25 protein-coding genes are annotated in these 25,483 nt (G+C 63.3%); 15 read left to right on the top strand and 10 right to left on the bottom strand.

Annotated elements, in window-relative coordinates:
- Position 1 precedes the first annotated feature (1 nt).
- Together RA19_RS07250 and RA19_RS07245 are read right to left on the bottom strand one after the other, a co-directional pair.
- Entirely contained in the window at positions 2–2,464 is a 2,463-nt protein-coding gene (locus tag RA19_RS07250; RefSeq protein ID WP_241479035.1) for a hybrid sensor histidine kinase/response regulator, read from the bottom strand.
- 46 nt (positions 2,465–2,510) lie between these two features.
- Positions 2,511–3,008 carry a molybdopterin-dependent oxidoreductase gene (locus RA19_RS07245; protein WP_039161044.1) on the bottom strand — a complete coding sequence of 166 codons (498 nt, stop codon included), beginning with the start codon at positions 3,006–3,008 and terminating at the stop codon, positions 2,511–2,513.
- A gap of 320 nt (positions 3,009–3,328) precedes the next feature.
- Between RA19_RS07245 and RA19_RS07240 the strand changes: the two genes are divergently transcribed.
- Entirely contained in the window at positions 3,329–3,943 is a 615-nt protein-coding gene (locus RA19_RS07240; RefSeq protein WP_039161041.1) for a response regulator transcription factor, read from the top strand.
- A 19-nt stretch (positions 3,944–3,962) separates the two neighbouring features.
- On the opposite strand, the gene RA19_RS07235 is transcribed toward RA19_RS07240, so the two are convergent.
- Positions 3,963–5,192 (bottom strand): cytochrome P450, encoded by a 1,230-nt coding sequence (locus RA19_RS07235; protein WP_039161038.1) that lies wholly within the window; start codon positions 5,190–5,192, stop codon positions 3,963–3,965.
- Positions 5,193–5,360: 168 nt separating this feature from the next.
- On the opposite strand from RA19_RS07235, the gene RA19_RS07230 reads away from it, so the two are divergent.
- On the top strand, positions 5,361–5,723 hold the full coding sequence (locus RA19_RS07230; protein ID WP_039161035.1) for a TfoX/Sxy family protein: 363 nt from the start codon (positions 5,361–5,363) through the stop codon (positions 5,721–5,723).
- Between the two features lie 62 nt (positions 5,724–5,785).
- Here the strand turns inward: RA19_RS07230 and ndk are convergent, their stop codons facing one another.
- Positions 5,786–6,208, bottom strand: coding sequence for a nucleoside-diphosphate kinase (ndk, locus tag RA19_RS07225; RefSeq protein ID WP_019298521.1), 423 nt, complete (start codon positions 6,206–6,208; stop codon positions 5,786–5,788).
- A gap of 201 nt (positions 6,209–6,409) precedes the next feature.
- Here ndk and RA19_RS07220 point away from each other — a divergent pair, with 201 nt between their 5' ends.
- The 3 genes from RA19_RS07220 to RA19_RS07210 are packed head-to-tail and all read left to right on the top strand — an operon-like array spanning position 6,410 to position 9,509.
- Positions 6,410–8,266: an ABC-F family ATP-binding cassette domain-containing protein gene (locus tag RA19_RS07220; RefSeq protein ID WP_039161644.1), complete on the top strand. Its 1,857-nt coding sequence runs from the start codon at positions 6,410–6,412 to the stop codon at positions 8,264–8,266.
- Positions 8,263–8,883, top strand: coding sequence for a MarC family protein (locus RA19_RS07215; protein WP_039126231.1), 621 nt, complete (start codon positions 8,263–8,265; stop codon positions 8,881–8,883). Before RA19_RS07220 ends, RA19_RS07215 begins: the two co-directional genes overlap by 4 nt.
- Before the next feature lie 44 nt (positions 8,884–8,927).
- Positions 8,928–9,509 (top strand): retropepsin-like aspartic protease family protein, encoded by a 582-nt coding sequence (locus tag RA19_RS07210; RefSeq protein ID WP_039161033.1) that lies wholly within the window; start codon positions 8,928–8,930, stop codon positions 9,507–9,509.
- A 138-nt stretch (positions 9,510–9,647) separates the two neighbouring features.
- On the opposite strand, the gene RA19_RS07205 is transcribed toward RA19_RS07210, so the two are convergent.
- The 3 genes from RA19_RS07205 to RA19_RS07195 form a co-directional block, all read right to left on the bottom strand.
- Entirely contained in the window at positions 9,648–10,193 is a 546-nt protein-coding gene (locus RA19_RS07205) for a CHAP domain-containing protein (RefSeq protein ID WP_039161031.1), read from the bottom strand.
- 141 nt (positions 10,194–10,334) lie between these two features.
- Entirely contained in the window at positions 10,335–10,793 is a 459-nt protein-coding gene (locus RA19_RS07200; protein WP_039161029.1) for a DNA polymerase III subunit chi, read from the bottom strand.
- Positions 10,794–10,799: 6 nt separating this feature from the next.
- Positions 10,800–12,275 carry a leucyl aminopeptidase gene (locus RA19_RS07195; protein WP_039161027.1) on the bottom strand — a complete coding sequence of 492 codons (1,476 nt, stop codon included), beginning with the start codon at positions 12,273–12,275 and terminating at the stop codon, positions 10,800–10,802.
- 201 nt (positions 12,276–12,476) lie between these two features.
- On the opposite strand from RA19_RS07195, the gene lptF reads away from it, so the two are divergent.
- The 9 genes from lptF (at position 12,477) to RA19_RS25695 (ending at position 22,203) form a co-directional block, all read left to right on the top strand.
- Positions 12,477–13,604 (top strand): LPS export ABC transporter permease LptF, encoded by a 1,128-nt coding sequence (gene lptF / locus RA19_RS07190; RefSeq protein ID WP_039161642.1) that lies wholly within the window; start codon positions 12,477–12,479, stop codon positions 13,602–13,604.
- A complete protein-coding gene (gene lptG / locus RA19_RS07185; protein WP_039161025.1) occupies positions 13,601–14,704 on the top strand; it encodes an LPS export ABC transporter permease LptG in 1,104 nt (367 codons plus the stop codon). The genes lptF and lptG overlap by 4 nt, the downstream gene beginning before the upstream one ends.
- 1 nt (position 14,705) lies before the next feature.
- Positions 14,706–16,868, top strand: coding sequence for an LPS-assembly protein LptD (locus tag RA19_RS07180; RefSeq protein WP_039161022.1), 2,163 nt, complete (start codon positions 14,706–14,708; stop codon positions 16,866–16,868).
- Positions 16,853–18,112 carry a peptidylprolyl isomerase gene (locus RA19_RS07175; protein WP_039161020.1) on the top strand — a complete coding sequence of 420 codons (1,260 nt, stop codon included), beginning with the start codon at positions 16,853–16,855 and terminating at the stop codon, positions 18,110–18,112. Before RA19_RS07180 ends, RA19_RS07175 begins: the two co-directional genes overlap by 16 nt.
- Positions 18,109–19,080 carry a 4-hydroxythreonine-4-phosphate dehydrogenase PdxA gene (pdxA, locus tag RA19_RS07170; protein ID WP_039161019.1) on the top strand — a complete coding sequence of 324 codons (972 nt, stop codon included), beginning with the start codon at positions 18,109–18,111 and terminating at the stop codon, positions 19,078–19,080. The genes RA19_RS07175 and pdxA overlap by 4 nt, the downstream gene beginning before the upstream one ends.
- An 84-nt stretch (positions 19,081–19,164) precedes the next feature.
- Positions 19,165–20,007: a 16S rRNA (adenine(1518)-N(6)/adenine(1519)-N(6))-dimethyltransferase RsmA gene (rsmA, locus tag RA19_RS07165; protein WP_039161017.1), complete on the top strand. Its 843-nt coding sequence runs from the start codon at positions 19,165–19,167 to the stop codon at positions 20,005–20,007.
- Between the two features lie 36 nt (positions 20,008–20,043).
- Positions 20,044–20,811 (top strand): pyridoxine 5'-phosphate synthase, encoded by a 768-nt coding sequence (locus tag RA19_RS07160; RefSeq protein WP_039161015.1) that lies wholly within the window; start codon positions 20,044–20,046, stop codon positions 20,809–20,811.
- A gap of 170 nt (positions 20,812–20,981) precedes the next feature.
- Positions 20,982–21,536: a YHS domain-containing (seleno)protein gene (locus RA19_RS07155; RefSeq protein WP_052261689.1), complete on the top strand. Its 555-nt coding sequence runs from the start codon at positions 20,982–20,984 to the stop codon at positions 21,534–21,536.
- A gap of 100 nt (positions 21,537–21,636) precedes the next feature.
- Positions 21,637–22,203, top strand: coding sequence for a TetR/AcrR family transcriptional regulator (locus RA19_RS25695; protein WP_052261688.1), 567 nt, complete (start codon positions 21,637–21,639; stop codon positions 22,201–22,203).
- 25 nt (positions 22,204–22,228) lie between these two features.
- Here RA19_RS25695 and RA19_RS07145 read toward each other — a convergent pair whose 3' ends face one another.
- From RA19_RS07145 to prfA, 3 genes are all read right to left on the bottom strand, one after another.
- Positions 22,229–22,939 carry a DUF4167 domain-containing protein gene (locus tag RA19_RS07145; protein ID WP_039161014.1) on the bottom strand — a complete coding sequence of 237 codons (711 nt, stop codon included), beginning with the start codon at positions 22,937–22,939 and terminating at the stop codon, positions 22,229–22,231.
- A 213-nt stretch (positions 22,940–23,152) separates the two neighbouring features.
- Entirely contained in the window at positions 23,153–24,004 is an 852-nt protein-coding gene (gene prmC / locus RA19_RS07140) for a peptide chain release factor N(5)-glutamine methyltransferase (RefSeq protein ID WP_039161013.1), read from the bottom strand.
- A 16-nt stretch (positions 24,005–24,020) separates the two neighbouring features.
- Positions 24,021–25,076, bottom strand: a complete 1,056-nt coding sequence (gene prfA / locus RA19_RS07135; protein ID WP_039161012.1) for a peptide chain release factor 1 — start codon at positions 25,074–25,076, stop codon at positions 24,021–24,023.
- A 60-nt stretch (positions 25,077–25,136) separates the two neighbouring features.
- Here prfA and RA19_RS07130 point away from each other — a divergent pair, with 60 nt between their 5' ends.
- The gene (locus RA19_RS07130) at positions 25,137–25,436 is read left to right on the top strand and encodes a hypothetical protein (RefSeq protein ID WP_039161010.1); all 300 of its coding nucleotides are present in this window, start codon (positions 25,137–25,139) and stop codon (positions 25,434–25,436) included.
- Positions 25,437–25,483: the final 47 nt, after the last annotated feature.

Here is a 25,483-nt window from a genome sequence, read left to right as displayed (position 1 = left end):
CTCAGCCGCGTAAATGCGGAGCAAGAGCCGCTTCTGCCCCCGCCCAGGCTTGCTGAAAGGGAGCCAGAGGCGGCGGTTCATCTTCCGGCGCGGTCTCGATGGCAAGCATTGCGGCCCGCAAGTCCGGCAGCCCCAGCACCGCCGCAGAGCCTGCCAGCCGGTGAGCCTCTTTGCGCTGGCCGTCTTCCAGCATCCCGGCACCCAGCAGCTGGTCCTGCAGCGCCTTCACTTCATCGCAAAAGGCAATCAGAAAGCTTCGGGCCTGTTCTTTCCCCAGGGCCTCGAAGAACTGATGGATGTCGGACTCCGTTCGCGGCAGCGCCTTCACTCCGCCGCCGGCCCGGCGGGCGATCACATCGGCGAGTTCAGCCTTATTGGCGGGTTTCGTCAGCACCTCGGCAAAACCTGCCTCCAGAATGCGGGCATGATCTTCCGCCGCGGCATGGGCGGTGAGCGCAACGATATCCGTGCCCTCAGCCAGATTCTGGCTGCGGATCCGGCTCAACGCCTCAATCCCGTCTACATGCGGCATGCTGATGTCCATCAGGATCAGATCAAACCGCTCCTCCGCCGCTGCCTGCACTGCTTCTGCCCCGCCCGGTGCTGCAGTGACATGGTGTCCTTCCTGGCGCAGCATTGTTGCCAGGAGTTCGCGGTTGATATCGTTGTCTTCGGCGATCAGCAGGCGGCAGGCCCCGTTCGGCCGGGGCCGACCCTGCTCCTGGCGGCGCGGCGGCGCCTTGGCCGGCGGCAGCGGCAAGGAAATGGTAAACAGGCTGCCTTCGCCCACTTCGCTTTCGCAGCTGATGCTGCCGCCCATGGCATGCACCAGCCGCTTGGTGATCGACAGGCCCAGCCCGGTCCCCTCGCTGCCGCGGCCATAGCTGGCATCCAAAGTGATAAAGTCTTCAAAGATCCTCTCAAGATCCTCAGGCGCGATGCCCTTGCCGGTATCGGCGACATGGAGTTCCACCGTTTCACTGCCCTGCAGCCGCATCACATCCACGCTCACCGCCCCTTCTCCGGTGAATTTCAGCGCATTGCCGATCAGGTTCAGCAAAACCTGCTGCACCGCTCTGGGACGGCCTGCCACAACGCTCTTGCCGCCCAGGCTGCAATGCAGCGACAGGTCTATGCCGCGCCCCTTGGCGCTGGCCTGCTGGCTTTCCACCAGGCCGCTGACCAGTTCTTCGAGATCAAAAATCCGCAGCTTCTCAGTGTCGGCACCGGATTCCAGCCGTGACAGCTCCAGCACGTCATTCACGTGGTGCAGCAGAAGTTCACCGGAAACCCGCATCGCCTGCAAGTACCGGCGCTGTTCCGGCGTCGGCCCGGTGCCTTCGATCAGATCTATCGCCCCAAGCACACCGGTCAAAGGTGTCCGCATCTCGTGGCTCATCACCGTCAGCAGATTGTGTTTGGCCCGTTCACCCGCCAGCGCATCGTCCCGGGCCCGCCGCAGCTCCTCTTCCGCTGCAATCCGGTCAGAGATATCCCGCAGGAAACTGACAAAGACCATGTCGGTGCCGGATTGGCTGACCGAGACAGACAGCTCGACCGGAAACAGCTCTCCCGATTTGCGCCGCGCCTCCAGCTGCAGCCGCCCCTTGCCCGCAACCCGGGCCTCTCCGGTCTGCAAAAACCGCCGCATCCCCGCTTTGTGGGCTTCCTGCAGATGGTCCGGCACGATCAGGTTGACCATGGACTGGCCTACCGCCTCTTCGCGGCTGTAGCCGAACACTGTTTCCGCAGCACCGTTAAAGGCCTGGATCCGCCCGTCTGCCCCAACCACAAGGATGGCATCCAGCGAGGACGCGATCATCGCCTCCATCCGGGCGGCCGCCCGGGCGCGCTCCTTTGCCAGCCTGCGGCCTTTGCGATAGAGCCGCCCCAGCAGCAGCGCAGCCAATGCCAGTGCCAGTACCAAGGCCAGAACAACCCAGCCCAGCCGCGCCAGGATGGTAAACAGCTGCAGCCGCTTGTCCTTGGAATCCTCCACCTGCAGAACAACCCCGAACAGGGCCAGTTCGCGTACATCACCGCTGTTTTGCTGTAATTCCTCAGCCAGATCAGAAAGCCTGTCCAGCAGCTGCTGGTCACTGCTGTCGATGACCGCAGCCATCCGGTCCAGCCGGTCCTGCATCTTCTGCAGCAAACCGGTTCCGGCCGGGCTCTGCCGCAGCCCTGCGAACAGCGGGCTCTCGCGGAAGGTCGCAATCCGGCTGTAGTAAATATCGAACTGCCGCCGCAAGAGCGGCAGATCAGCTGGCGAGCGGGCCGTCAGCACCGCGCTTTCCAGTTTGAGATGCTCCACCTCGGCCTGGGACAGATTCCACTGCATGTTGTCGGTGGCTGCAGTTGATAATCCTTCCAGTTCCTGCAGCACCTGATGGCCCAGCCGAACCGACTGAGCCGCCAAGGCCGCGGCCAGTGCCAGCACCAGCGCCAGAACCCAGCGCGGCATGGTTGGAAATCCGTTAAGCATCACCCAGTCGGCGCCAAGCTGCCGCTCACTGCCGGATCACAATCCGGTCCAGCTGCCAGATGCTGCGCGAATAGACCTCTTCAGTCCGGTAAGCCGGATTGCTGTCATAGGGGTACACGACCCATAGCGGACCCTTGTTGCGCAGCGACATCTCCGCTCCATTGCGCTCATAGGCCACAATCGGACCGCCCGCCACCGCATCGGAAACCGGAATCTGAACCGAATAGTCGTTGACCGCATGCGCCTCCAGCTGGCCGCTGCTGACCCCCATCCGCTCCATCAACACAGCCAGCGGCACACCGGTGAACTGCTGCGGACCGCTGGTCCAGATGGTTTCTGTTTCAAAGGTGACCGGCGCCAAAGACCGCAGGTCGTCAATCGTGTACTGCTCTGCAGGCGCACCGCCGTCTGCCAAACGCACAGACAGTAGAACCGGCTGATCCTCGCTGGCAGAGACCATGGCGGCACAGGCGGTGACCACGGCAAAAGCCAGCGCAGCGGCACGTGAGATCAATCCCCTCATTCCAGCATTCCTTTCCTCTATCCTTCAACACAACGTTCAGGCGAAGAATGCCACATCCATACCGCCCGGAAACTGGCACCTCGGGATAGGTTTCTATCCTTCCGTATAGGGTGCACACCCTCAAGCGTACCGCGGCCACCCTAATGCTGGCTTACCGAACCCCGGGCTGCCGGCATAAAATCAGGAAAATTCCCGTAATTTTTGAGGAGCAGCCGGTCATGTTAAAAACTCTTACCAGCCCGCAATCCAAGGTTGACGCTTTTGAAACTCTTGTCGCTGTAGACTGGGACCGGGAATTTCAAAACAGGTCTAGTGGCTTCATGCGAATTTTGCTGGCAGACGACCATGACATGGTCCGTGAAACAATCTCCGCCTACCTCCGCTCCGAGGGCGGGGCAGAGGTGACTCTGGCCACCGACCTGCCCGGTGCGCTGGAACAGATTTCCGGCGCCGGCCCGTTCGACCTGGTGCTGCTCGACTATAATATGCCCGGCATGACGGGTCTGGACGGGCTCTCCAAGGCGCTGGATGCCAATGGCGGCAAAGGGGTCGCGATCCTGTCTGGCAGCGCGCCGGCCCGCACTGCCCAGGATGCGCTGGATGCCGGCGCCATCGGTTTCATCCCCAAAACGATGGGCGCCCAATCGCTGCTGAATGCCGTCCGGTTCATGAGCGCAGGCGAAATTTATGTGCCGGTCGACCTGATGCGCGAGGAGGCTGCCGGCAGCTCCCACCCCCTGGCCGAAAAACTGAGCCCGCGGGAGCTTGAGGTTCTGGACGGGCTGTGCCGCGGCCTGTCAAACAAGGAGATCGCCCGCGAGCTGGATCTGCAGGAAGTGACAATCAAGCTGCATGTGCGCACGCTCTGCCGCAAGCTCGAGGCCAAAAACCGCACCCAGGCGGCTCTGACCGCAAAGGAAGCCGGTCTGTTCTAAAGCCCCACGGGACCGCCTATCAGCCAAGTTCGGCAGGCAAAGCAGCATAACCGCGGAACCGGATGCGCCCGCCAGGGATCCGGCCCGGCTTCAGGCGGTAGCGCGGGAAACGGCTTAAAAACCGTTCAATAGCAACCCTGCCTTCCAGCCGCGCCAGCGTCAGGCCGACACAGACATGCGGACCGCCCGCAAAAGCGAGATGGCGGTTTGGCGTCCGGGCAATGTCAAACACGCCGGGGTCTTCAAACACCGCCGGATCGCGGTTTGCCGCGCCGATCAGCAGATGCAGGTTGGTCCCGGCAGGGATCCGCAGGCCGCCGATTTCAGCCTCTGCCGTCGTCTCACGGTTGCCCAGCTGGTTGGGCGAGCGGAAGCGCAGCATCTCCTCCACTGCCGGTTTGATCAGCTCCGGATGCTCCTGCAGCCTCTGTTTCTGCTGCGGGTGGTCATTGAGCAGCGCCAGCCCGTTGCCGATAAGGTTGGTGGTGGTCTCATGGCCCGCATTCAGGATGAAAATGCAGTTCTGGATCAGCTCGGTTTCGCTGAGCTTCCCCTCCGCGCCCTCTCCCTGGATCAGCCGCGTCAGCACATCGATTTCCAGGTCTCCCGGCTTGGCACGGCGCCGCGCGATCAAGCCCTGCAGATAGATCTTGAATTCTTCGACCGCCCGGTGGCCAGCAGCCAGCTGCGCCTCGCTCAAAGCAGGCTCAAGCGCCCCGAGTATCGCCAGCGACCAGTCCCTGAGCGGCGCACGCTCTGCCATCGGCACATCCAGCAGGTTGCCAATGATCTGAACCGGGATGGAGGCGGCAAAGTCTTCAATCAGATCCGGCTGGCCGCGATCCGCCAGACCATCCAGAAGATGATCCACAGTTGCGACTAGCCCCGGCTCCATCTTGGCAATTGCCCGGGGTGTCAGAGCCGACGTCATGATCCTGCGAACCCTTGTGTGCAGCGGCGGGTCCGAAAACACCAGCGAAGTGGTGTGATGCTCAAACAAGGGCGAGGCGTCCCCGAACTTTGGAGCGAATACCTTCTTCTTGTCCGAGGAGAACAGCCTGGTGTCACGGTAAATGCGGTCCAGGTCTGCGTGGCGGCTCACCAGCAGCGAACCGTCCGGCTGCGGCAGCACCGGCGCCGTGCGCAGCAGCGCATCGTAATAGGGGAACGGATCTGCCGCAAATCCCTCCGGCGGGTTTGCCAAGTCGAAACCTTCCACGTTCACAGGCTGTTGCCGGGCACCGTTCATCACAACTCCCCCTGATGCTTCTCATTGCCCCTCCAGCTTTGCGCTGAGAATGCGACTGTCAATCCAGCATTACAGCCGCGAACCCAGCGTCAAAGCAGCCTTTGCGCGATTAACGCACCGCACGGAATGCTGCGTGACAAAAGCTTAGGGAGGCGCTAGAAACAAAACATGAACACAAGCATTTCCTCCATCCGCAACCTGGGCCCTGCTTACGAGGAAGCCTGCCACCGTGCAGGGATTTCTTCTGCCGAGGAGCTGCGCGCCATTGGTGCCGACGCGGCTTATAGCAAATTGCTGCTATCCGGCACCCGGCCGCATTTCATCGGCTACTACGTTCTGGTGATGGCGCTGCAGGGGCGGCCCTGGAACGATTGCAAAGGCAAGGAAAAGGAAGAGCTTCGCAAGCGGTTCGACATGATCAAGGCTGATGTCCGCCCTCAGCACAGTTCGAAGCTGCTGTCGGAGCTGGACGCCATCGGCGTGCGCGCCACGCCTGCGGACTTGAAACTATGCGAGCCGGCGCCGCGCTGAATTCCCAACAGAAAAGGCCGCCCCAAAAGGGACGGCCCAAACTCTTCCGGTAAGCGGATTGCTTAGCCGACCAGCTCGAGGCCGGAGAAGAAGTAGGCGATTTCCACAGCAGCGGTTTCCGGAGCGTCGGAACCGTGCACAGAGTTTTCGCCAACCGATTCAGCGAACTCGGCGCGGATGGTGCCGGCCGCGGCGTCTGCCGGGTTGGTGGCGCCCATCACTTCGCGGTTCTTGGCAATGGCGTTTTCGCCTTCCAGGACCTGAGCAACGATCGGCGCGGAAGCCATGAATTCGCAGAGTTCGTCGTAGAACGGACGCTCGGCGTGCACTTTGTAGAACTCGCCTGCCTGCGCTTTGGTCAGGTGGATGCGCTTCTGCGCCACAACGCGCAGGCCGGCTTCTTCAAACTTGGCGTTGATTGCGCCGGTCAGGTTGCGGCGGGTTGCATCGGGCTTGATGATCGAGAAAGTGCGTTCCAGAGCCATTTGGCATTCTCCTGATTGATGGGCCGCGGGCCAAACGCCCGGGCCGGAAACTCCGCGCGCCGCGTAACATGGCTGGACGCGCTTGGGAAGACGTTTTCAGGACGCGCGCAGGCGCGCGTGCCTCCGGCGGGGATATTTTTGGCAAGAGGAAGCGTGCAGCCCTGATTGACAGCCCCCGGCACCTGGGCCACACCGCTGATCATGTTACGCATTCAGGACATCACCTATTCGGTTGAAGGCCGCCCGCTTATCGAGGGCGCCTCCGCCACCATTCCCACCGGCCACAAGGTCGGCCTGGTCGGGCGCAACGGCACCGGCAAGACCACCCTGTTCCGGCTGATCCGGGGCGAACTCGCGCTGGAGACCGGCAGCATCTCCCTGCCCTCCAAAGCCCTCATCGGCGGCGTTGCGCAGGAAGCCCCGGCGTCGGACGTTTCGCTGGTGGATACGGTCCTGGCTGCCGACACCGAACGCTCCTCCCTGATGGCCGAGGCAGAGACCGCCACCGACGCCGCCCGGATTGCCGAGATCCAGACAAGGCTCTCCGATATCGGTGCCTGGTCTGCCGAGGCGCGCGCCTCCTCCATCCTCAAGGGACTGGGCTTTGATGACGAAGACCAGAAACGCCCCTGCGCCGATTTCTCCGGCGGCTGGCGGATGCGGGTGGCGCTGGCGGCTGTCCTGTTTGCCCAGCCCGATCTGCTGCTGTTGGACGAACCCACCAACTACCTCGACCTTGAGGGCGCTTTGTGGCTGGAAAGCTATCTGGCGAAGTACCCGCACACTGTGCTGATCGTTAGCCACGACCGCGGACTTCTAAACCGTGCTGTTGGCGCGATCCTGCACCTGGAGGACAAGAAGCTCACGCTTTACCAAGGCCCCTACGACACATTCGCCGAGACCCGCGCCGCCCGCATTCTGGCGGCCCAGGCTGAGGCCAAGAAGCAGGAAGCCCGCCGCGCCCATCTGCAAAGCTTTGTCGACAGATTCCGCGCCAAGGCCACCAAGGCGGTGCAGGCCCAGTCGCGCCTGAAAATGATCGCCAAGATGAAGCCGATCACCACCCCGCAGGAGGCGGCGCTGCGAGCTTTCACCTTCCCCGAGCCGGAAGAGATGTCGCCGCCGATCATCCATCTGGAAGGCGGCACAACCGGCTATGGCGACACGGAAATCCTGAAACGGCTGAACCTGCGGATTGACCAGGACGACCGCATCGCGCTGCTGGGAAAAAACGGCCAGGGCAAGTCAACGCTGTCGAAACTGCTGGCCGACCGGCTGCCTTTGATGTCGGGCAAGATGACCCGCTCTTCCAAACTGCGCATCGGCTATTTCGCTCAGCATCAGGTGGATGAGCTCTATGTGGACGAAACCCCGATCGACCACCTGCGCCGCCTGCGCCCGGATGAGGCACCGGCCAAGCTGCGCGCGCGGCTCGCAGGCTTTGGCCTTGGCGCCGCGCAGGCGGAAACCGAGGTCGGGCGGCTGTCGGGCGGCCAGAAGGCGCGGCTCAGCCTGCTGACCGCCACCATCGACGCCCCGCATATGTTGATCCTCGACGAACCGACCAACCACCTGGACATCGAAAGCCGCGAAGCGCTGGTCGAGGCGCTGACCGCTTACTCCGGTGCGGTCATTCTGGTCAGCCACGATATGCACCTGCTCAGCCTGGTGGCCGACCGCCTGTGGCTGGTCTCCGGGGGCACAGTCAAACCCTACGAAGGCGACCTGGAGAGCTACCGCGCGCTGCTGCTGGCACGCGACAAACCCGCGTCCAAGGCAGAGGCGCCGAAGCCTGCCAAACCCAAGCGTGCCTCCCGCGATGTGCTGCTGGGCTTGCGCTCTGAGGTGCGCAAATCCGAGGCACGCGTCGAAAAGCTCAGCGAAATGCGTGAAAAGCTTGACGAAAAACTCGCCGACCCTAGCCTGTATGAACCGGGCAAGGCCGCCGACATCGAAGTCTGGCAGAAGAAACACGCTGAATGCCTGGAAGCGCTGGAACGGGCCGAGGGCCTGTGGATGGAGGCGCTGGAGAAGCTGGAGCAGGCTGAGGCGCAATGATCGACACCGCATTACTGATCACATCCTTTGTGACGCTGTTTGTGATTATCGATCCGATTGGCCTCACACCGATCTTCATCGCGCTGACCCAAGGCATGCCGCCGGCCCGCCGCCGCGCCATCGCGCTGCGGGCCACCATCACCGCCGCGGTGCTGCTGGCTCTGTTTGCAGCCCTGGGCGAGGCGGTTCTGGGTTTTATTGGCATTTCCATGCCTGCGTTCCGGGTGGCCGGCGGCATCCTCTTGTTCCTCACCGCGCTCGACATGCTGTTTGAACGCCGCAATAAACGGCGCGAAGACCGCAGCGAAGAGGATGACTTCGACGATCCCTCGATTTTCCCTCTGGCGATCCCGCTGATTGCCGGCCCCGGCTCCATCGCTACGGTGATCCTGCTGGCGGGCCAGCAGCCCGGGCTGGCAGGTTTTGCCATGGTCATGGGCGTGGTGGCGGCGGTGCTGGCGATCCTTCTGGTGATGTGCCTGTTTTCCGGCCTGTTCGAACGCCTGCTCGGCAAAACCGGCATCACCGTTGTGACCCGTCTTCTGGGCATGCTGCTGGCCGCGCTCTCGGTGCAGTTTGTGCTCGACGGGCTGCGCGCTTTTGGCTTTGCCGGCTAGCATAACGCCCCGGCCCGCCTACATTTATATCAGGAGGTGAGCAGATGGGCGAATATGAGATCGGCAGATTTGTCTACCTGGTGCTGCTGCTGATTGCAGTCGGATCATGGGTCTTTGTGCAGAACCGCCAAAGCATTGGCAAAACCCTGCAGATGTTTGCCGTCTGGGGCTTCATTTTCCTCGGCGTCATCGCGTCTTACGGCCTATGGGAAGATATCCGCCAGACCGTCCGTCCGCAGCAAAGCGTTGCCGTGGATGCCGGCCGGGTCGAGGTGCCGCGGTCGCCGGACGGGCACTACTACCTGACGCTGGATGTGAACGGCAAGGCGATCGAGTTCCTGGTGGATACCGGCGCCAGCCAGGTTGTGCTTAACGCTGCCGACGCGACACGTGCCGGGATCGACACCGAGAACCTTGCTTACTTGGGCCGCGCCCGCACCGCTAATGGCGAAGTGCGCACTGCCTCAGTCTGGATAGACGAAATTTCGCTTGGCGGCATTACCGACAAAGACGTGCGCGTCTGGGTCAATCAAGGGGAACTGGAGCAGTCGCTTTTGGGAATGGGCTACCTGCAGCGCTGGTCGAGCATCGAAATCCGCAACGGTGCGCTGGTTCTGACCCGCTGAAGCCGGGCCTTGCGGCCCATGCCTCAGGCGGGAGTATTGGGGACCCCAAAAAGCACTGGATCCTTTATTCATCTGGCTGAAAATATCCCGGGGTGAATTGGCCGCAGGCCAAAAGGGGCAGCGCCCCTCCCCTTTGTTTCAGCCGTCTTCCAAAGACGGCATGATAAAACCGGAGACCGGATAAACCCGGCCGAAGGCGCCCGGGTTGCTTTCCAGCCGCACCTCGGACCAGTCGTTTTCTTCAGAGACATCAATCACCGCCATGCCCAAAGACACTTTGTTGCGGTGCCAGTTGGCGTGGTTGACCTCGATCCGACGGGTGTCTTCAACCTTGGACACCACCGCCACATGGCCCAGCGGGTTGCTGCGGGTCGCGCTGAAGGCCATTACCGCGCCGGCCTGCGGTTCCTGCCCGCGCGCAAACTGGCCCTCCGCCTGTCCCCACCAGGTCTTGGCGTTGCCGTAGATCTCGATACCGCTGGCATTGCGGGCAAAAGGCACGCACCAGACACGCTTGCCACTGGACTGCAGGTTTTCCACTTGGCTCACGGCATACTCCAGGCGCTCGGCCTCGACCTCCGCCCGGCTGACCGATCCGCTGTTCTGGCCTGCGCAATTGGCCAGGATCAGCAGCCCAGCTGCAACAAGCGGCAACCGCCGCGCCCGCGAAAACGCACGCTTCATGGTGATCTGTCCCCCAGTCGTCTTGTTCTTTTGGCGGGGAGCAATACTGCGGAAGCGCGTTTCAGGCGAGCGTTTCCTGCACAATTGAAACAAATCTGAATGGAATTGGCAGAAAACCGCCGAAAGCCGAGGGCTTACGGGCTATTTTTCGGCCTTCTTTTCCCAGCGGCCGCTTTCCTCCGACCAGTACTGGGCGGAACAGCCCGCATCGGTCAGGCTTTTCCATTGGCCGCGGGCATGCTGGACCGCGTCCGGATCGGTGCCGTCGAACAAGATGCAAACCCGCTGCAGCGCCTGCACCTCCTCCGGGGTGACTGCGGCGCCATCCACCGCCATCACGCAATCAGGCTCATTCGCCGCCTCCGGCCCTGCCGTCAGCAGCACCGGTTGCAGCGCATCATGGGGGCCGCCCGCCAGGCCATGGGCCAGAAAACTCTCCTCCGGCCCCAGCCACAGGCGGTCATCCAGCCAGGCGAGGCGCTCGGGATCGCGCCCGCGCACTGCGATGCGCCAGCCTGCCCCGCGCGCCTTGCCCAGGAGCACCGGCAAGGTCTCCTCCAGCGGCCCGCGGGTCAGATGATAGAAGTAGGCAGCCCCCATCGGCGTTTATTCCGACTCGAACTTATCCGCGACCAGCCGGTTCAGCGCCATCACCCCCCAGCCGGTGGCCCCTTTGGGCGCGTAGGCGGTTTCGGACTTCACCGAGGCAACCCCCGCAATATCCAAGTGGATCCAGGGCATCCCGTCCTTGATGAAGCGCTTCAGGAATTGCGCCGCGGTGATCGAGCCCGCCGGGCGGCCGCCGACGTTCTTCATATCCGCAATGCGGGATTTCAGCTGATCGTCATAGGCCTTGCCCAAGGGCATCCGCCAGGCGCCTTCGTCCTCGGACTTGGCTGCCTTCAGGAAGGCATTGCACAGTTCGTCGTCATTGGAGAACACACCCGCGTTCTCATGTCCCAGCCCGATGATGATCGCACCGGTCAAGGTTGCCAGGTCGATCACGCCAGCCGGCTTGAAGCGCTCTTGCGCGTACCACAGCACATCGCACAGCACCAAGCGGCCCTCTGCGTCGGTGTTGATGATTTCGACCGTGTCGCCTTTCATCGACTTCACCACATCGCCCGGGCGGGTGGCATTGCCAGAGGGCATGTTCTCAACCAGCCCCACCAGCCCGACTACATTTGCTTTGGCTTTGCGCAGTGCCAGCGCCTTCATGGTGCCGGTCACAACGCCTGCACCGCCCATGTCCATGGTCATGTCTTCCATGCCGCCGGCAGGCTTCAGCGAGATACCGCCGGTGTCGAACACCACGCCCTTGCCGACCAGTGCGAGAGGGGCTGCATCCTTGGCGCCGCCCTTCCACTGCATCACCGCCACCTTGGAAGGGCTGTCCGATCCCTGCCCGACGCTCAGGAGCGTGCGCATGCCCAGCTTTTCCAGCTCGGCCTCTTCCAGAACCTCGACTTCCAGGCCGATGTCTTTCATCTCTTCGATACGGCGGGCGAACTCGGTGGTGGTCAGCACGTTCGCAGGCTCATTGACCAGATCGCGGGTCATATGCACGCCTTCAGCCACCGCTAAAAGCGGTGTGCAAGCGGCCTCAAGATCAGCGGGGGATTTGGCCGCAATCACCGCTTCCGCAGCAGGTTTGTCCTCCTTAGGGGACTTGTGGTTGTCAAAGCCGTAGTCGCGCAGCGCAATGCCCATGGTCAGGTCGGCCGCCTTGTTCATGCTGCCTGCCATCACCGTCAACGGTTTGCCGCCTGCCGCCTTGGCCAGCTTGGCGCCTGCCTGGCGCGCTTCCACCGGAGTGAGCTTGCGCGGCAGTACTGCAACCAGCAAGGCCTCGGCCTGCATGCCTGCGGGCCAGGCCAGCGGAATCACGTCGCCGGTCTTGGCCTTTTTGAAACCTTCCGATTCGATCAGCCGGGCAATAGCGCCCTTGGAGAGCCGGTTGGCACTGCGTGCGGCCTGATCCAGGCTGCCCTCGGGAGTCACCATCACCGCCACGCAGCCGGTCATTGCGGCCAGGGCTTTGGGATCGTATTCGGCAAAACGGACCGGGGTAAGGCTGCTCATTCCACTCTCTCCTGCTGATATCGCTTGATTGTTGGCTCAAGAGGTATCCTGCCCGGGCGCCGTTGGCCAGACCTGCCCTGACGGCTTTTGCATCCGCGGTCCGCCGCCGGTCCTGCACCGGAAACGAGAATGCAGTTTTCCCCGCCAATCAAATCCTCTAAGGTCCCGGAAAATAACAATGGCAAGATCTGGGGGGATCGGGTGTCACGCTACGACAGATATGTGCTGTCACAATATCTGCTCTTTTTCGGCTTTTTTGCGCTGATCCTGGTGGCCGTCTTTTGGGTCAACCGGGCCGTTGTGCTGTTTGACCGGCTGATCGGCAACGGCCAATCCGCGCTGGTGTTCTTGGAATTCACCGCGCTGGCCCTGCCAAACCTGATCCGCATGGTGCTGCCGATCGCAGCCTTCGGCGCCGCAGTCTGGGTCACCAACCGTCTGAACAGCGAAAGCGAGCTGACCGTGCTGCGCGCCACCGGCACCAGCCCCTGGCAGATGGCGCGCCCCGCCCTGGCCTTTGGCGTGATCACCGCGCTGATGATGTCGGCCCTTACCCATTACTTGCTGCCCGCCTCGATCAGCCAGCTGGAAGTGCGTGAAAGCGAGGTGTCGCGCAATATCACTGCTAAGCTGCTGAGCGAAGGCGACTTTCTGCACCCGGCCGAGGGCGTGACCTTCTACATCCGCCAAATCGACCTGGACGGCACCCTGAACGACGTCTTCCTGTCGGACCGCCGCGATCCGGAGATAACCGTGACCTACACTGGCGCCCGTGCCTTTCTGGTCCGCGAAGGAGACAGCGCGCATCTGATCATGGTTGAGGGCATGGCGCAGCGGCTGGACAACAAAACGCAGCGGCTCTCGACCACTTTCTTCTCAGATTTCTCATACGATATCAGCGCACTGGCCCGCGAAGCTAACAATCGCGCGCGCAACATCCGCGCTATCCCCAGTCTTGAGCTGATGACCCGGACCGAGGCCGTCACCAACAGCGACGGCTATTCGGCAGGCGCTCAGGCCGAGGAACTCCACCTTCGGTTCGCCCGGGCCCTTGTCTGCGTCGCAGTTGCCTTGATCGGTTTCTCTTCGCTGATGCTGGGCACGTTTTCCCGGTTCGGCGTCTGGCGGCAGGCTTTCCTCGCCTTTGTGGTGCTGATCTTTGTCGAAGGCCTGCGCGGAGTGGTCTCGGAACCGGTGCTGAAAGACCCCGGCCTGTGGCCGCTGATCTATCTGCCGACCTTGCTGGGGCTTTCCGTCGCGCTGATTTTCCTGACCCTGGCGGCACGGCCGAAACGGTCCCGGGCGCTGCCGCCGGAGGTCAGCGCATGAAACTTGACCTCTATTATGCCCGCCGTTTTCTGCAATGGTTCCTGGTGATTGTTGCAGTGCTGATGACACTGGTGGTGCTGATCGACCTGAACGAGCAGATCCGCCGCTTTGACGCGCTGGACCTCAGCCTGGCGCAACTGCTGGGGCTGACGCTGCTGAACATCCCGGTGGCACTCAGCGAGTTCCTGCCGCTGATCATGATTCTGACCACCATCGTGCTGTTTGTCGGCCTGGCCCGCAGCAGTGAACTGGTGGTGACCCGCGCCATCGGCCGCTCCGGCATCCGGGCACTGGCGGCGCCGGTGCTGGTGGCAGCTGCCATAGGCGGTCTTGCCGTCACCACGCTGAACCCGATCGCGGCGGCCACTGCCAACCGCTACCAGGATCTGGCCGAGACCTATCACAATGGCGGCCCCTCGGCGCTGTCGCTGTCCGGTGAAGGTCTGTGGCTGCGCCAAGGCGGCGCTCAGGGCCAGTCGGTGATTCATGCCAAAGGCTACAGCGGCGATGCTGCTGATATTACCCTGCATGATGTGTCGATCCACAGCTACACCACTGCGGGCGGCCCAGTGCGCCGCATCACCGCGGAAAGCGCCCGGCTGGAAGGCAGCAACTGGGTGCTGGCCAACGCCAAATCCTGGCCGCTGGCAGCCGGTATCAACCCCGAGACCGGCGCTGCGCAGCACGATGAACTGCAATTGCCAACCACGCTGACCACCGACCGCATCCGTGACACGCTGGGCACCGCCAGCGGCATCTCGATCTATGATCTGCCCGCCACCATCCGCGAGCTTTCAGCCGCCGGCTTCACCACCAAGCGCTATGAGGTCCGCTATCAGGCGGAGCTGGCGCGGCCGCTGTTCCTGATTGCCATGGTGCTGGTCGGCGCTTCCTTTACCATGCGGCACGCGCGTTTTGGCGGCACCGGTCTGGCAGTGCTGATGGCGGTGCTTTTGGGATTCGGGCTTTATTTCATCCGCAATTTCGCGCAAATCCTTGGCGAGAACGGGCAAATCCCGGTGGCGCTTGCCGCCTGGGCGCCGCCTGCTGCCGCAATATTGTTGACCTTGGGACTGCTGCTTCATGCCGAAGACGGGTAAAATGCGCCGCGCGCTGCTTCTTTCCGCCGTGCTGCCCTGGCTGGTGCTGTCTGCCCCTGCCCCGCAGGCGCAGACCGCTGCGCCGCCGGATCCTGCGCAACCCGCGATGCTGGTGGCCGATCAGGTCTTTATCACCCCGGACCGCACTCTGGTTGCCGAGGGCAACGTCGAGGCGTTTCAGGGCAATACCCGCTTGCGCGCCGGGAAAATCACCTTTGACCAGACCACGGGCACCTTGCAGATTGAGGGGCCGATCCGCATCGACCAGGACGGCGATATCACCATCCTGGCCAATGCCGCCGAGCTGGACCGCGACCTGCGCAACGGCCTTTTGACCGGCGCCCGCATGGTATTCCAGCAGCAGCTGCAGCTGGCCTCTCTGCAGATGACCCGGGTCAGCGGCCGCTATACCCAGCTCTACAAGACAGCGGTGACCTCCTGCCATGTCTGCGAGGATGGCCGCCCGCCGCTGTGGCAGATCCGGGCCGAGCGGGTCACCCATGACCAGCAGGAACGCCAGCTTTACTTCGAAAGCGCCCAGCTGCGGGTGCTGGATGTACCGGTCTTCTACTTTCCGGCCATCCGCCTGCCGGATCCGTCGCTGGAGCGGGCCACAGGTTTCCTCATCCCGTCGCTGCGCTCTACCTCCAACCTTGGCACCGGCATCCGGGTGCCTTACTTCTTCACTCTCGGCCCGCACCGCGACCTGACAGTCGCGCCTTATGTCTCCTCCAGCACCCAGACGCTGGACCTGCGCTACCGGCAAGCTTTCCGCCGCGGCCGGATCGAGCTCAGCGGCGCCTATACCCGCGATGACCTGTTTCCCGGCGAAGACCGCGGCTATATCTTCGGCGAAGGCCGGTTCGACCTGCCGCAGGACTTCCGGTTCACCTTTGATATCAAAGCAGTGTCGGACGATGCCTATCTCGCTGACTACGGCCTGCCGGATCTCGACCGCTTGCGTTCGGACGTGGTGCTGTCCCGCGCCAAGCGCGACAGCCTGTTCCGCACCTCGCTAACGCACTACAAGACGCTGCGGGACAGCGAGGACCAGGCGACCATTCCCTCCGGAATCGCCGAAGCCTTCTATCAAACCCGCCATCATCCCAGCCTGACCGGCGGAGAGCTGCGGCTGACACTGCAGGGGCACGGCCACCACCGCAGCTCCAGCCTGTCTGCCACGGCGACCGACATCAATGGGCGTGATCTGACCCGCCTGACCGCCGGCATCGACTGGCGCCGCAATTGGCAGTTGGGCTATGGCGTGCTGGCGGAATGGGAAATCGGTGCGGCCGCAGATGCATTCCGCGCCTATGACGATGACGTGTTCACCGAAGAGGTCACCCGCCTCACCCCGCATAGCGCACTGACTTTCCGGCTGCCGATGAGCCGCTGGGAAACCAATGGCGCCACCCAGTATCTGGAGCCGATCCTGCAGCTGGGCTGGCGCGACGAAGGCGGCGGCGAGGTGGTGAGCGAAGAAAGCCGTTTTGTCGAATTCGATCAAGGCAACCTGCTGTCCCTGTCCCGCTTTCCGGCGGACGACGCACGCGAGGATGGGCTGACCCTGGTCTATGGCGCCAACTGGGCCCGTTACGCGCCCACTGGCTGGCAGGCCTATGCCACTGTTGGCCAGGTGCTGCGCAGCGACAGCGACAGCCGGTTCACCAAAAGCTCCGGCCTGGGCGGCACCTCCTCGGATATCCTGCTGGCAGGGCAGATTAAATTCGGCGAAGGCCTGGCGATCTCCAGCCGCGGGCTGCTGAACGGGTCGCTGAACTTCTCCAAGGCCGAACTGCGCGGCGACTGGCACACCGGCCGCTCCAGTCTGACGGGCACCTATCTGTGGCTGGGCACCGATCCGGACGAAGAACGGAACGAGGAAACCTCCGAACTTTGGTTCGACGGCAGTTACGATCTCAACCCCAGCTGGTCGGCCAGCGCCCGGCTTCGCTACGATGTGTCCGACGCCAGAGCCACCCGTGCGGGCCTCGGGCTGGCCTACAGCAACGAATGCGTGACGGTCGACCTCTCGGTCAACCGCCGCTATACCTCAACAACAAGTGTTGAGCCGACAACCGATTTCGGCTTTACCATCTCGCTCAGCGGATTTTCCGTGAAAAGCGGCAGCAAACAGTACAGGCGGTCATGCAGCAAGACGTGAATACCCGGTTCCCGGCTCCCTTCCTTTCCCGTGCTCTCAAATCCGCCGCCGCGCTGGCGCTGGCGGCAGGGCTTGCCTGGAACGGCACGCCGGCAGCAGCGCAAAGCCTCTTTGCCCCTGCAATCATCGTGAATGACGGCGTCATCACCCGTTATGAATTGGAGCAGCGCGCCCGCTTCCAGGCCGCGCTCCGGGTGCCAGGCGACCCTCAGGAAACCGCCCGCAAGGAGCTGATCGACGACCGGCTGAAGCTTGCGGTCATGAAGCAGGCGGGTATCGAGCCCAGCCCTGAAGAGGTGACCGCCGGAATGGAAGAGCTGGCCTCCCGCGCGAACCTGTCCTTGAACGACTTCCTCACTGCGCTGCAGCAGCAGGGCGTCGACCCGCAGACCCTGCGGGACTTCACCAGAATCGGGATCGGCTGGCGTGAATATACCGCCGCCCGCTTCCTGTCCCGGGCCCGCCCCACCCCCGAGGAAATCGACCGTGCCATGGGTTCGGCAGGCACCGGCAGCGTGCAGGTGTTGCTCAGCGAATTCATCGTGCCGATTAACGAGCAGAACGCCGCCCAGGTCGAGCCTCTGATCGAGCAAGTCTCCCAGCTCAAGGGTTATGACAGCTTCTCGGCGGCGGCGGCCCAGTATTCTGCAGCCAGCAGCCGCAATGATGGCGGCCGCCTGCCGTGGATGGCACTGACCAAACTGCCGCCTCAGCTGCAGGAAGTTGTTCTGGCCCTGAAACCGGGCGAGATTTCCGAACCGCTGCCGCTGCAGGGCGCTGTTGCACTGTTCCAGATGCGAAGCGTGCGCGAAGTGGAAGGTGCGGCACCGCGCTTTACGGCTATCGAATACGCGGCCTACTACATTCCGGGCGGGCGCACGCCGGACGCCCTTTCCGCGGCGCAGAAAGCCGTTGACGGCACGGACACCTGCGAGGATTTCTACGGGCTTGCCCAGGGCCAGGACCCTTCGGTTCTGGAAATCCTGAGCCTGCCCCCTTCGGAGATCCCGAACGATGTCGCGCTGGAACTGGCCAAGCTGGATCCGGGTGAGACCTCTACCGCGCTGACCCGCAACAACGGGCAAACGCTGATGCTGCTGATGCTCTGCGGCCGCACTGCTGACCTGGGCGAGGACAGCTCGCGCGAAACCGTCGCCAATGCGCTCACCGCACAGCGGATGACGTCTCTGGTCGACAGCCATCTGGAACAATTGCGCGCAGACGCCCGGATCAGCACCAAATGACTGTTTCCGGACCCATTGCCCTCAGTTGCGGCGAACCCGCCGGCATCGGTCCGGAAATTTCCGTCAAAGCCTGGGAAGCGTTGCGCAGCAGCTGCCCTTTCTTCTGGATCGGCGACCCGCGCCACCTGCCTGCAGGCACACCGGTCCGGGAAATTGCAGCGCCCTCTGAAGCCGCCAGCGTCTGTGCCGGCCACTTTCCCGTATTGCCGCTGGTCTTTGGCGGCGGCACCGTTAAAGGCACCGCCGACCCAGCCAATGCCACAGGTGTGATCCAGTCCATCGAAACCGCGGTGAAACTGGTGCAGTCCGGCGAGGCCTCTGCCGTCTGCACCGCGCCGATCCACAAGAAGGCGCTGATCGACGGCGCAGGCTTTGCCTACCAGGGGCATACCGAATTCCTGGCGGCCCTCGCAGGCCGCAAGCGGGTGGTCATGATGCTGGCCAGTGAACAGCTGCGGGTGGTGCCTGCCACCATCCACATCGCCCTCTGCGACGTGCCTAGGGCGCTGACGCCGGAGATCCTGCGCGAAACAGTGGAAATCACCGTTGCGGGTTTGCAGGATCAATTCGGCATCAACGCACCCCGCATTGCTGTTGCAGGTCTCAACCCGCACGCGGGCGAAGGCGGCGCCATGGGCTCCGAGGAGCTCGATTGGATCACCCCGCTGGTGCAGCAGATGCAAAGCGAAGGCCTGAACATCACCGGCCCGCATCCGGCCGATACAATGTTCCACGCCGCCGCCCGCGCCCGCTATGACGCAGCGGTCTGCATGTACCACGATCAGGCGCTGATCCCGATCAAGACGCTGGACTTCGACCGCGGCGTCAACGTGACCCTGGGCCTGCCCTTCATACGCACCTCGCCCGACCACGGCACCGCCTTCGACATTGCAGGCACCGGCCAGGCCAATCCAACCAGCCTCATCGAAGCCCTGAAGCTGGCGCAGTCGATGGCCGCCAGCCCTTGATTCTTCTTCTGGCTGGAAATATCCCCGCCGGAGGCATGAAAATTTCTGCGCACCGCCCGCGCCCAGCCCCAAGGTCCAGATGACATGAGCGCTATCGACTCTCTTCCTCCCTTGCGTGAAGTGATCGCAACGCATCAGCTGTCAGCACGTAAATCGCTGGGCCAGAACTTCCTTCTGGACCTGAACCTGACTGCCAAGATCGCGCGGCAAGCAGGCGATCTCACCACCTGCGACGTGCTCGAGATCGGCCCCGGCCCCGGCGGCTTGACCCGCGGCCTCCTGGCCGAAGGCGCCCGCCGGGTGCTGGCGGTGGAGAAAGACAGCCGCTGCCTGCCCGCGCTGCAGGAGATCGCCGATGCCTATCCGGGCCGTTTCGACGTCATCAACGGCGACGCGCTGGAGATCGACCCGCTCGACCACCTCCCCCCGCCGATCCGCATCGCCGCCAACCTGCCCTACAACGTCGGCACCGAACTCTTGGTGCGCTGGCTGACGCCCAAGGACTGGCCGCCGGTCTGGCAAAGCCTCACCCTGATGTTCCAGCGCGAGGTGGCCGAGCGCATCGTCGCTCAGCCCGGCTCCAAAGCCTATGGCCGCCTGGCGATCCTGGCCCAGTGGCGCGCGGAGGCTAAAATCGTGCTATCGCTGCCGCCCGGCGCCTTTACCCCGCCGCCAAAAGTCTCCAGCGCTGTGGTGCATCTGGACGCCCTGCCCGAACCGCGGTTCGAGGCGGATGCGGCTGTCCTGTCCCGTGTCGTGGCTGCCGCTTTCAACCAGCGCCGCAAGATGCTGCGCGCCTCGCTCAAGGGCATCTCTCCCGATATCGAGGCGCATCTCACCGCTGCAGGCATCCCGCCGACCGAACGCGCCGAGCAGGTGAGCCTCGAGGCCTTCTGCGCCCTGGCCCGTGAAGTTGCCAAAGCCTGACCTTTTCCCGAATTCCTTACCGGAGCCCGTTTTCCGATGAACCAGACCGCCACGCCCCGCCCGACCCTTTTGTCCGTGAACGTCAACGCCGTTGCCTATCTGCGCAACCGGCGAGAGGTGCCCTGGCCGAACCTGATCGACATCTCCCGCGCCATCCTGCAGGCGGGCGCCCATGGCATCACCGTGCATCCGCGCCCGGACGAGCGCCATATCCGCTTTTCCGATCTGCCCGCACTGGCAAAGCTGACCCGCGAAGAGTTTCCGGAAACGGAGTTCAACATCGAAGGCTACCCGACCCGCCATTTCATCGATCTGGTGCTGGAGAACAAGCCGCATCAAGTGACCCTGGTGCCGGACACGCCGGAGCAATCCACCTCGGACCATGGCTGGGACTTTGCCAAGGACGGTGAAATGCTCCTGCCCATCGCCGAGGAGTTCAAAGCCGCAGGCATCCGGGTTTCCTATTTCGTGGACGCCAACCCGGCAGATCCGGCTCTGGCACAGCAGGCCGGCGCCGACCGGATTGAGTTCTACACCGGGCCCTATGCCGAGCAAGCTGGGCCGGAAGCAACCGCCCGTGAACTGGCAAAAATCAAGGATACCGCCGACGCCGCCCGCGCTCTCGGCGGTCTGATGATGAATGCAGGCCACGATCTGACAGTTGAGAATCTCCCCGGCCTGCGGCAGGCGGTCCCGGATCTGGCCGAGGTCTCCATTGGCCACGGCCTGACGGCTGACGCACTGATGCTGGGCTTCCCAGAGGCTGTCCGCCGCTACCTTCGGGTACTCGGCCACAACGCCTGATCTGATACTTTAGTTTCAACAGCTTAAAGGCTCCGGGCCGCTGGCCGCCGGGGCCTGCTTCATGTCTCCTTCACAGCATCGTGAAATTCTTGTGAATTGCCCGGCACCGCCCGTTATGTACTGATTGGTTCCATAATAAGAATTCCAACCAGTACCAAAGGGAGGTACCCATGAAGAAACTTCTGCTCACATCGCTTTGCGCCCTGTCGCTGATGCTTGGCAGCCCGCAGGCAGAAGCGGGCTCAGAGGGGCTGACAAGCCATATTGTCAACTCCACCAGCCGCGGTATCGCCATGGACGGCTTTGACCCGGTGGCCTATTTCACCGCCGGTTCCGCCACCAAGGGAGATCAGGCGTTCCGCCATGCCTACAAGGGCCGCACCTGGCTGTTTGCCTCTGCGGAGAACCGCGACAGCTTTGCCGCCGCGCCTGAGAAATACGCCCCGCAGAACAACGGCTGGTGCGCCTGGGCTGTGGCTCATGGCTATGCCGCCGAAACCGATTTCATCAACGGCTGGTTCATTTCGGATGACAAACTCTACGTCACCTGGTCGGCCGAGGTGAAAGACCGTTTCCTGCAGGACAAGGCCAATCTGCTGGCCCAGAACCAGGCCAACTGGAGCACCGTTCATGCCGGACTGCAGGAAGGCTCCGTCAAATTCGTTTCCCACTCGCAGCGCCCTAACCTGGGCTTCCAGCACCCTCAGCAGCTGCCGGACTCCTGACCGCTGCTGCGGTTGAACCTACGTCTGCCCGGAACTATTCTCCGCATTGCGCCGCCCCGCATTCCAGCCGGGCGGCGTTTGCAGCGATAGAGGCCAGTGCATGAGCAGACCCCGGCAATTCGACGAGGAAGACGCCCTGGAAGGCGCCATGATGCTGTTCTGGAAGCGTGGCTATGCGGGCACCAACCTGCCCGACCTGCTGGAGGCGATGGGCCTCACCCGCGGCTCTTTCTACAAGGCTTTCACCGACAAGCATTCTGTCTACCTGCAGGCGCTGGACCGCTACGGCGAGACCCGGATGGCCAAAGCCCTGGCGGAACTCACCGACCGGAACGGCCCCCCGCCCCGGGAACGGCTGACCAATTTCTTCTACCGCACCGAAAACACCCCGCTGCGCCCGGCCCCGCGGATCGGCTGCTTCCTGTGCAATGTCATGGTGGAGACAGCACCGTTTGACGCGGAAAGCGAAGCCCGCTGCCACCGTATCTCGCAACGGCTTTGGACCGCGCTTTACTCAATTGTTCAGGAAGCGGCCCCGGATCAGCCGCGGGATGTGCTGGAGCGCAAAGCAACCGCGCTGCAGCGGCTGTATCTGGGCTCCCACGCGATGGGCCGCATGGGAGCGTCGTTCGATGCCTGGCCAGACTTGCTGCAAGAGCTTCTCTGACCGGGACAATACAGGAAAACCCTGATTATTCAGCGGCTTCCGCTGCGTCTGCTGAACCCTCATCCGGCTTGGCCTTCGGCTTCGGCTTGGCCCGCGAACGGGTGGTCTTCTTGGGCTTGGGCTCCTCGTCGCCGCCCTCGGCTGCCGGCGCCGCATCAGCAGCCTCCTCAGCCTTGGCTGCAGGCTTGCGCGTGCGCGGCTTGCGGGCCGGAGCCTTCTTCGCAGGGGCTTCGGCCGGTGCTTCTGCAGGCGCCTCCGCCTGGCTTTCGGGGGTTTCAACCAGCCCGCTGTCGCCGCCATTGCCATTGTCACCGCGCGGGTCGATCACCTCAGGCTGAGGGGCCGCGGCCGGGTCGGCTGCCGGTGCCGCGGCTGCCGTTGCCGCCGCCTCGCGCTCCTGGCGTTCCAGGCGCTCGGCCCGTTCGCGGTCGCGCTCCGCCTGGCGCTCGCGGTTCTGCCGCTCCTGCTCCTCGCGGCGTGCCTCGATCTCGCGCTGCGCCTCGTTCAGCATCCGCAGGTAATGCTCGGCGTGCTGCTGGAAGTTCTCCGCCGCGACCCGGTCATTGCTCAGCTGCGCGTCGCGGGCAAGCTGGTTGTACTTGTCGATAATCTGTTGCGGAGTGCCGCGCACCTTGCCCTCGGGACCCGAGCTGTCGAACACCCGGTTGACCACATTGGCGCCATTGGGGCGATTCCGGTTCGACTTGGAACGTGAACGTGATTTGGACGATCTCATCTGCCTAACGTCAGCCTTGAATTAATGCGCCGTAGATCCAATCTTCGCGCCTCAGCGCCGGATCATCAGCTTTTTGGGCTTGGTGCTGCGGGAGGGCTTGTTCTTAAGCTCTCGCCTCAAGCAGCGCCTCTGAGTAACCACTTTACGGAGCCCCTTACAAGAGGCGCAAGATGATTTTCCGTGATTTTTCTTATCAAAACCCGAATTTTCGCCTTAGAGACTCCGGTTTTTGCCGCAATGCGCCCGCACCACACGGTCGCGGCCATCCAAATCCGGCAGCACCGCAATCCCGCTGAGGCCCGCTGCCTCCAGCAATGCACTTACCGCCGCCCCTTGCGTCGGGCCGATTTCCAGCAGCAGCCGCCCGCCCGGCGCCAGATGGCCGGCTACTACCGCCGCGATCTTGCGGTACGCCCCCAGCCCGTCGCCGCCATCGGTCAAGGCAATCCCCGGCTCGTGGCCGCGCACTTCCGCCGACAGACCTTCCATCTCATCCAGCGCGATATAAGGCGGGTTTGACACAATCAGATCGAACTGGCCCTCGACGTTTTCGAACCAATCCGATCGCTGGATGTCCGCACGCGCCTCGACCCGGTGCAGCACCGCATTGGCGCTGGCCTGCAGGCAGGCGGCTTCGCTGATATCAACCCCCAGCCCGGTGGCCTCCTGCCGCTCCGCCAGCAGCGTCACAAGGATGCAGCCAGATCCCAGGCCAAGGTCCAGCACCCTTTCATATGGCTCGGCCAGAGCCGCCTCGATCAAAATCTCGGTTTCAGGCCGCGGGTCCAGCACGTCACGCGACACCTTGAAGCGGCGGCCGTAGAACTCCCGCTCGCCAATCAGATGCGACACCGGCACCCGCACCGCCCTGAGCGCAATCAGCTGCTCATAGCGTTCGGCAATTTCCGGTGCCAGCTCCTCGGGCGCAATCAGCGTCACCCGGCTGGCCTCTATCCGCGCGGCATGGGCCAAGAGCACCCGCGCGTCCCGCGCCGGGTCCGGCACCCCTGCCGCCCGCAGCCGCGCCGTTGCTGCCGCCATCGCCTGTGCCGCGGTTTCCGCCATGCTCCCCGCTCCTTCTTTACTGGCCCATCTCGGCCAGCAGCCGCGCCTGATTGTCCGCCGTCAGCGCGTCGATGATCTCATCCAGATCGCCGCCAACCACCTGATCCAGCTTGTATAGCGTCAAGTTGATCCGGTGATCCGTCATACGGCCTTGCGGGAAATTATAGGTCCGGATCCGCTCCGAGCGGTCGCCGGAGCCCACCTGGCTGGCCCGGTCCGCCGAACGCTCGCTGTCGATCCGCTGCCGCTCCAGATCATAGAGCCGCGTCTTCAGCACCTGCATGGCAATCTCACGGTTGCGGTGCTGCGATTTCTCCGAGGAGGTCACAATCAGCCCGGTCGGCAAGTGGGTGATCCTGACGGCAGAGTCCGTGGTGTTCACATGCTGCCCGCCAGCCCCCGACGCCCGCATGGTATCGATGCGGATGTCATTCGGGTCGATATGAATGTCCACATCCTCTGCCTCCGGCAGCACCGCCACCGTGGCTGCCGAGGTATGGATACGCCCGCCGCTCTCAGTAGCCGGCACCCGCTGCACCCGGTGCACGCCCGACTCATACTTCAGCCGGGCAAAGACATTCTCGCCCTTGATATGCGCCACCACTTCCTTGATGCCGCCCAGCTCGGTCGGCTGTTCTTCGATGATGTCGAACTTCCAGCCCTGCCCTTCGGCGTAACGCTGATACATCCGCAAGAGGTCACCCGCAAACAGCGCCGCCTCATCGCCGCCGGTGCCAGGGCGGATCTCCAGCATCGCCGGGCGGGTGTCGGCGGCATCCTTGGGCAGCAAAGCCAGCTGCAAAGCATGTTCCGCTTCCGGGATCGCCTCCTTCAGCGCCGGGATCTCCTCCTCCGCAAGATCTTTCATATCCGGATCCGCCAGCATCAGCTCGGCCTCCTCCAGGTCGTTCAGCAGCTTGCGGTAGGCACCGATCTGTTCCGCAACCGGCCGCAGATCGGAATACTCCTTGGCCAAGGCCGCAATATCCCCGCCCCCGGCGCCATCCGCCATTGCGGCTTCAAGATACTGAAACCGCTGCAGGATCTGTTCCAGCCGTTCTTCGGGGACCATGGGCGCGCCTATTGCTGTTCATGTTTTGGCCAAATGCTGCCTCTGTGATATGCTAGAGCCATGCGACATTCCAGAGCCCTTATTGCCACAATCCTCCTCACCCTGCCCGGCCTGGGGCTGGCGGATGTGAAAGGACCGGGCGGCAAGACCATCGACTGCTACTGCACGGACAAATCCGGCTCCCGCGTCGAGCTGGGAGAGCTGCGCTGCCTGCAAGTCGACGGCCGAATGTTCATGGCGCAATGCCAGATGTCCCTGAACGTGCCGATGTGGCGCGAGGTGCAAAGCAGCTGCCTGTCGGCGTCGCTGGGGGATGCGCAGGGAACGTCACAGCCGCCATTGGAGTTGCCAAAGCTCTGAGCCTTTCAAACTGCTTCACTGCCTCCGCTACCGGGGAGCGGAGGTCC

Source organism: Leisingera sp. ANG-M1 (genome assembly GCF_000813745.1).
Classification (GTDB): domain Bacteria; phylum Pseudomonadota; class Alphaproteobacteria; order Rhodobacterales; family Rhodobacteraceae; genus Leisingera.
Note: the sequence above shows the minus strand (reverse complement) of the source record. Positions and strands in the feature narration are given on the sequence as shown.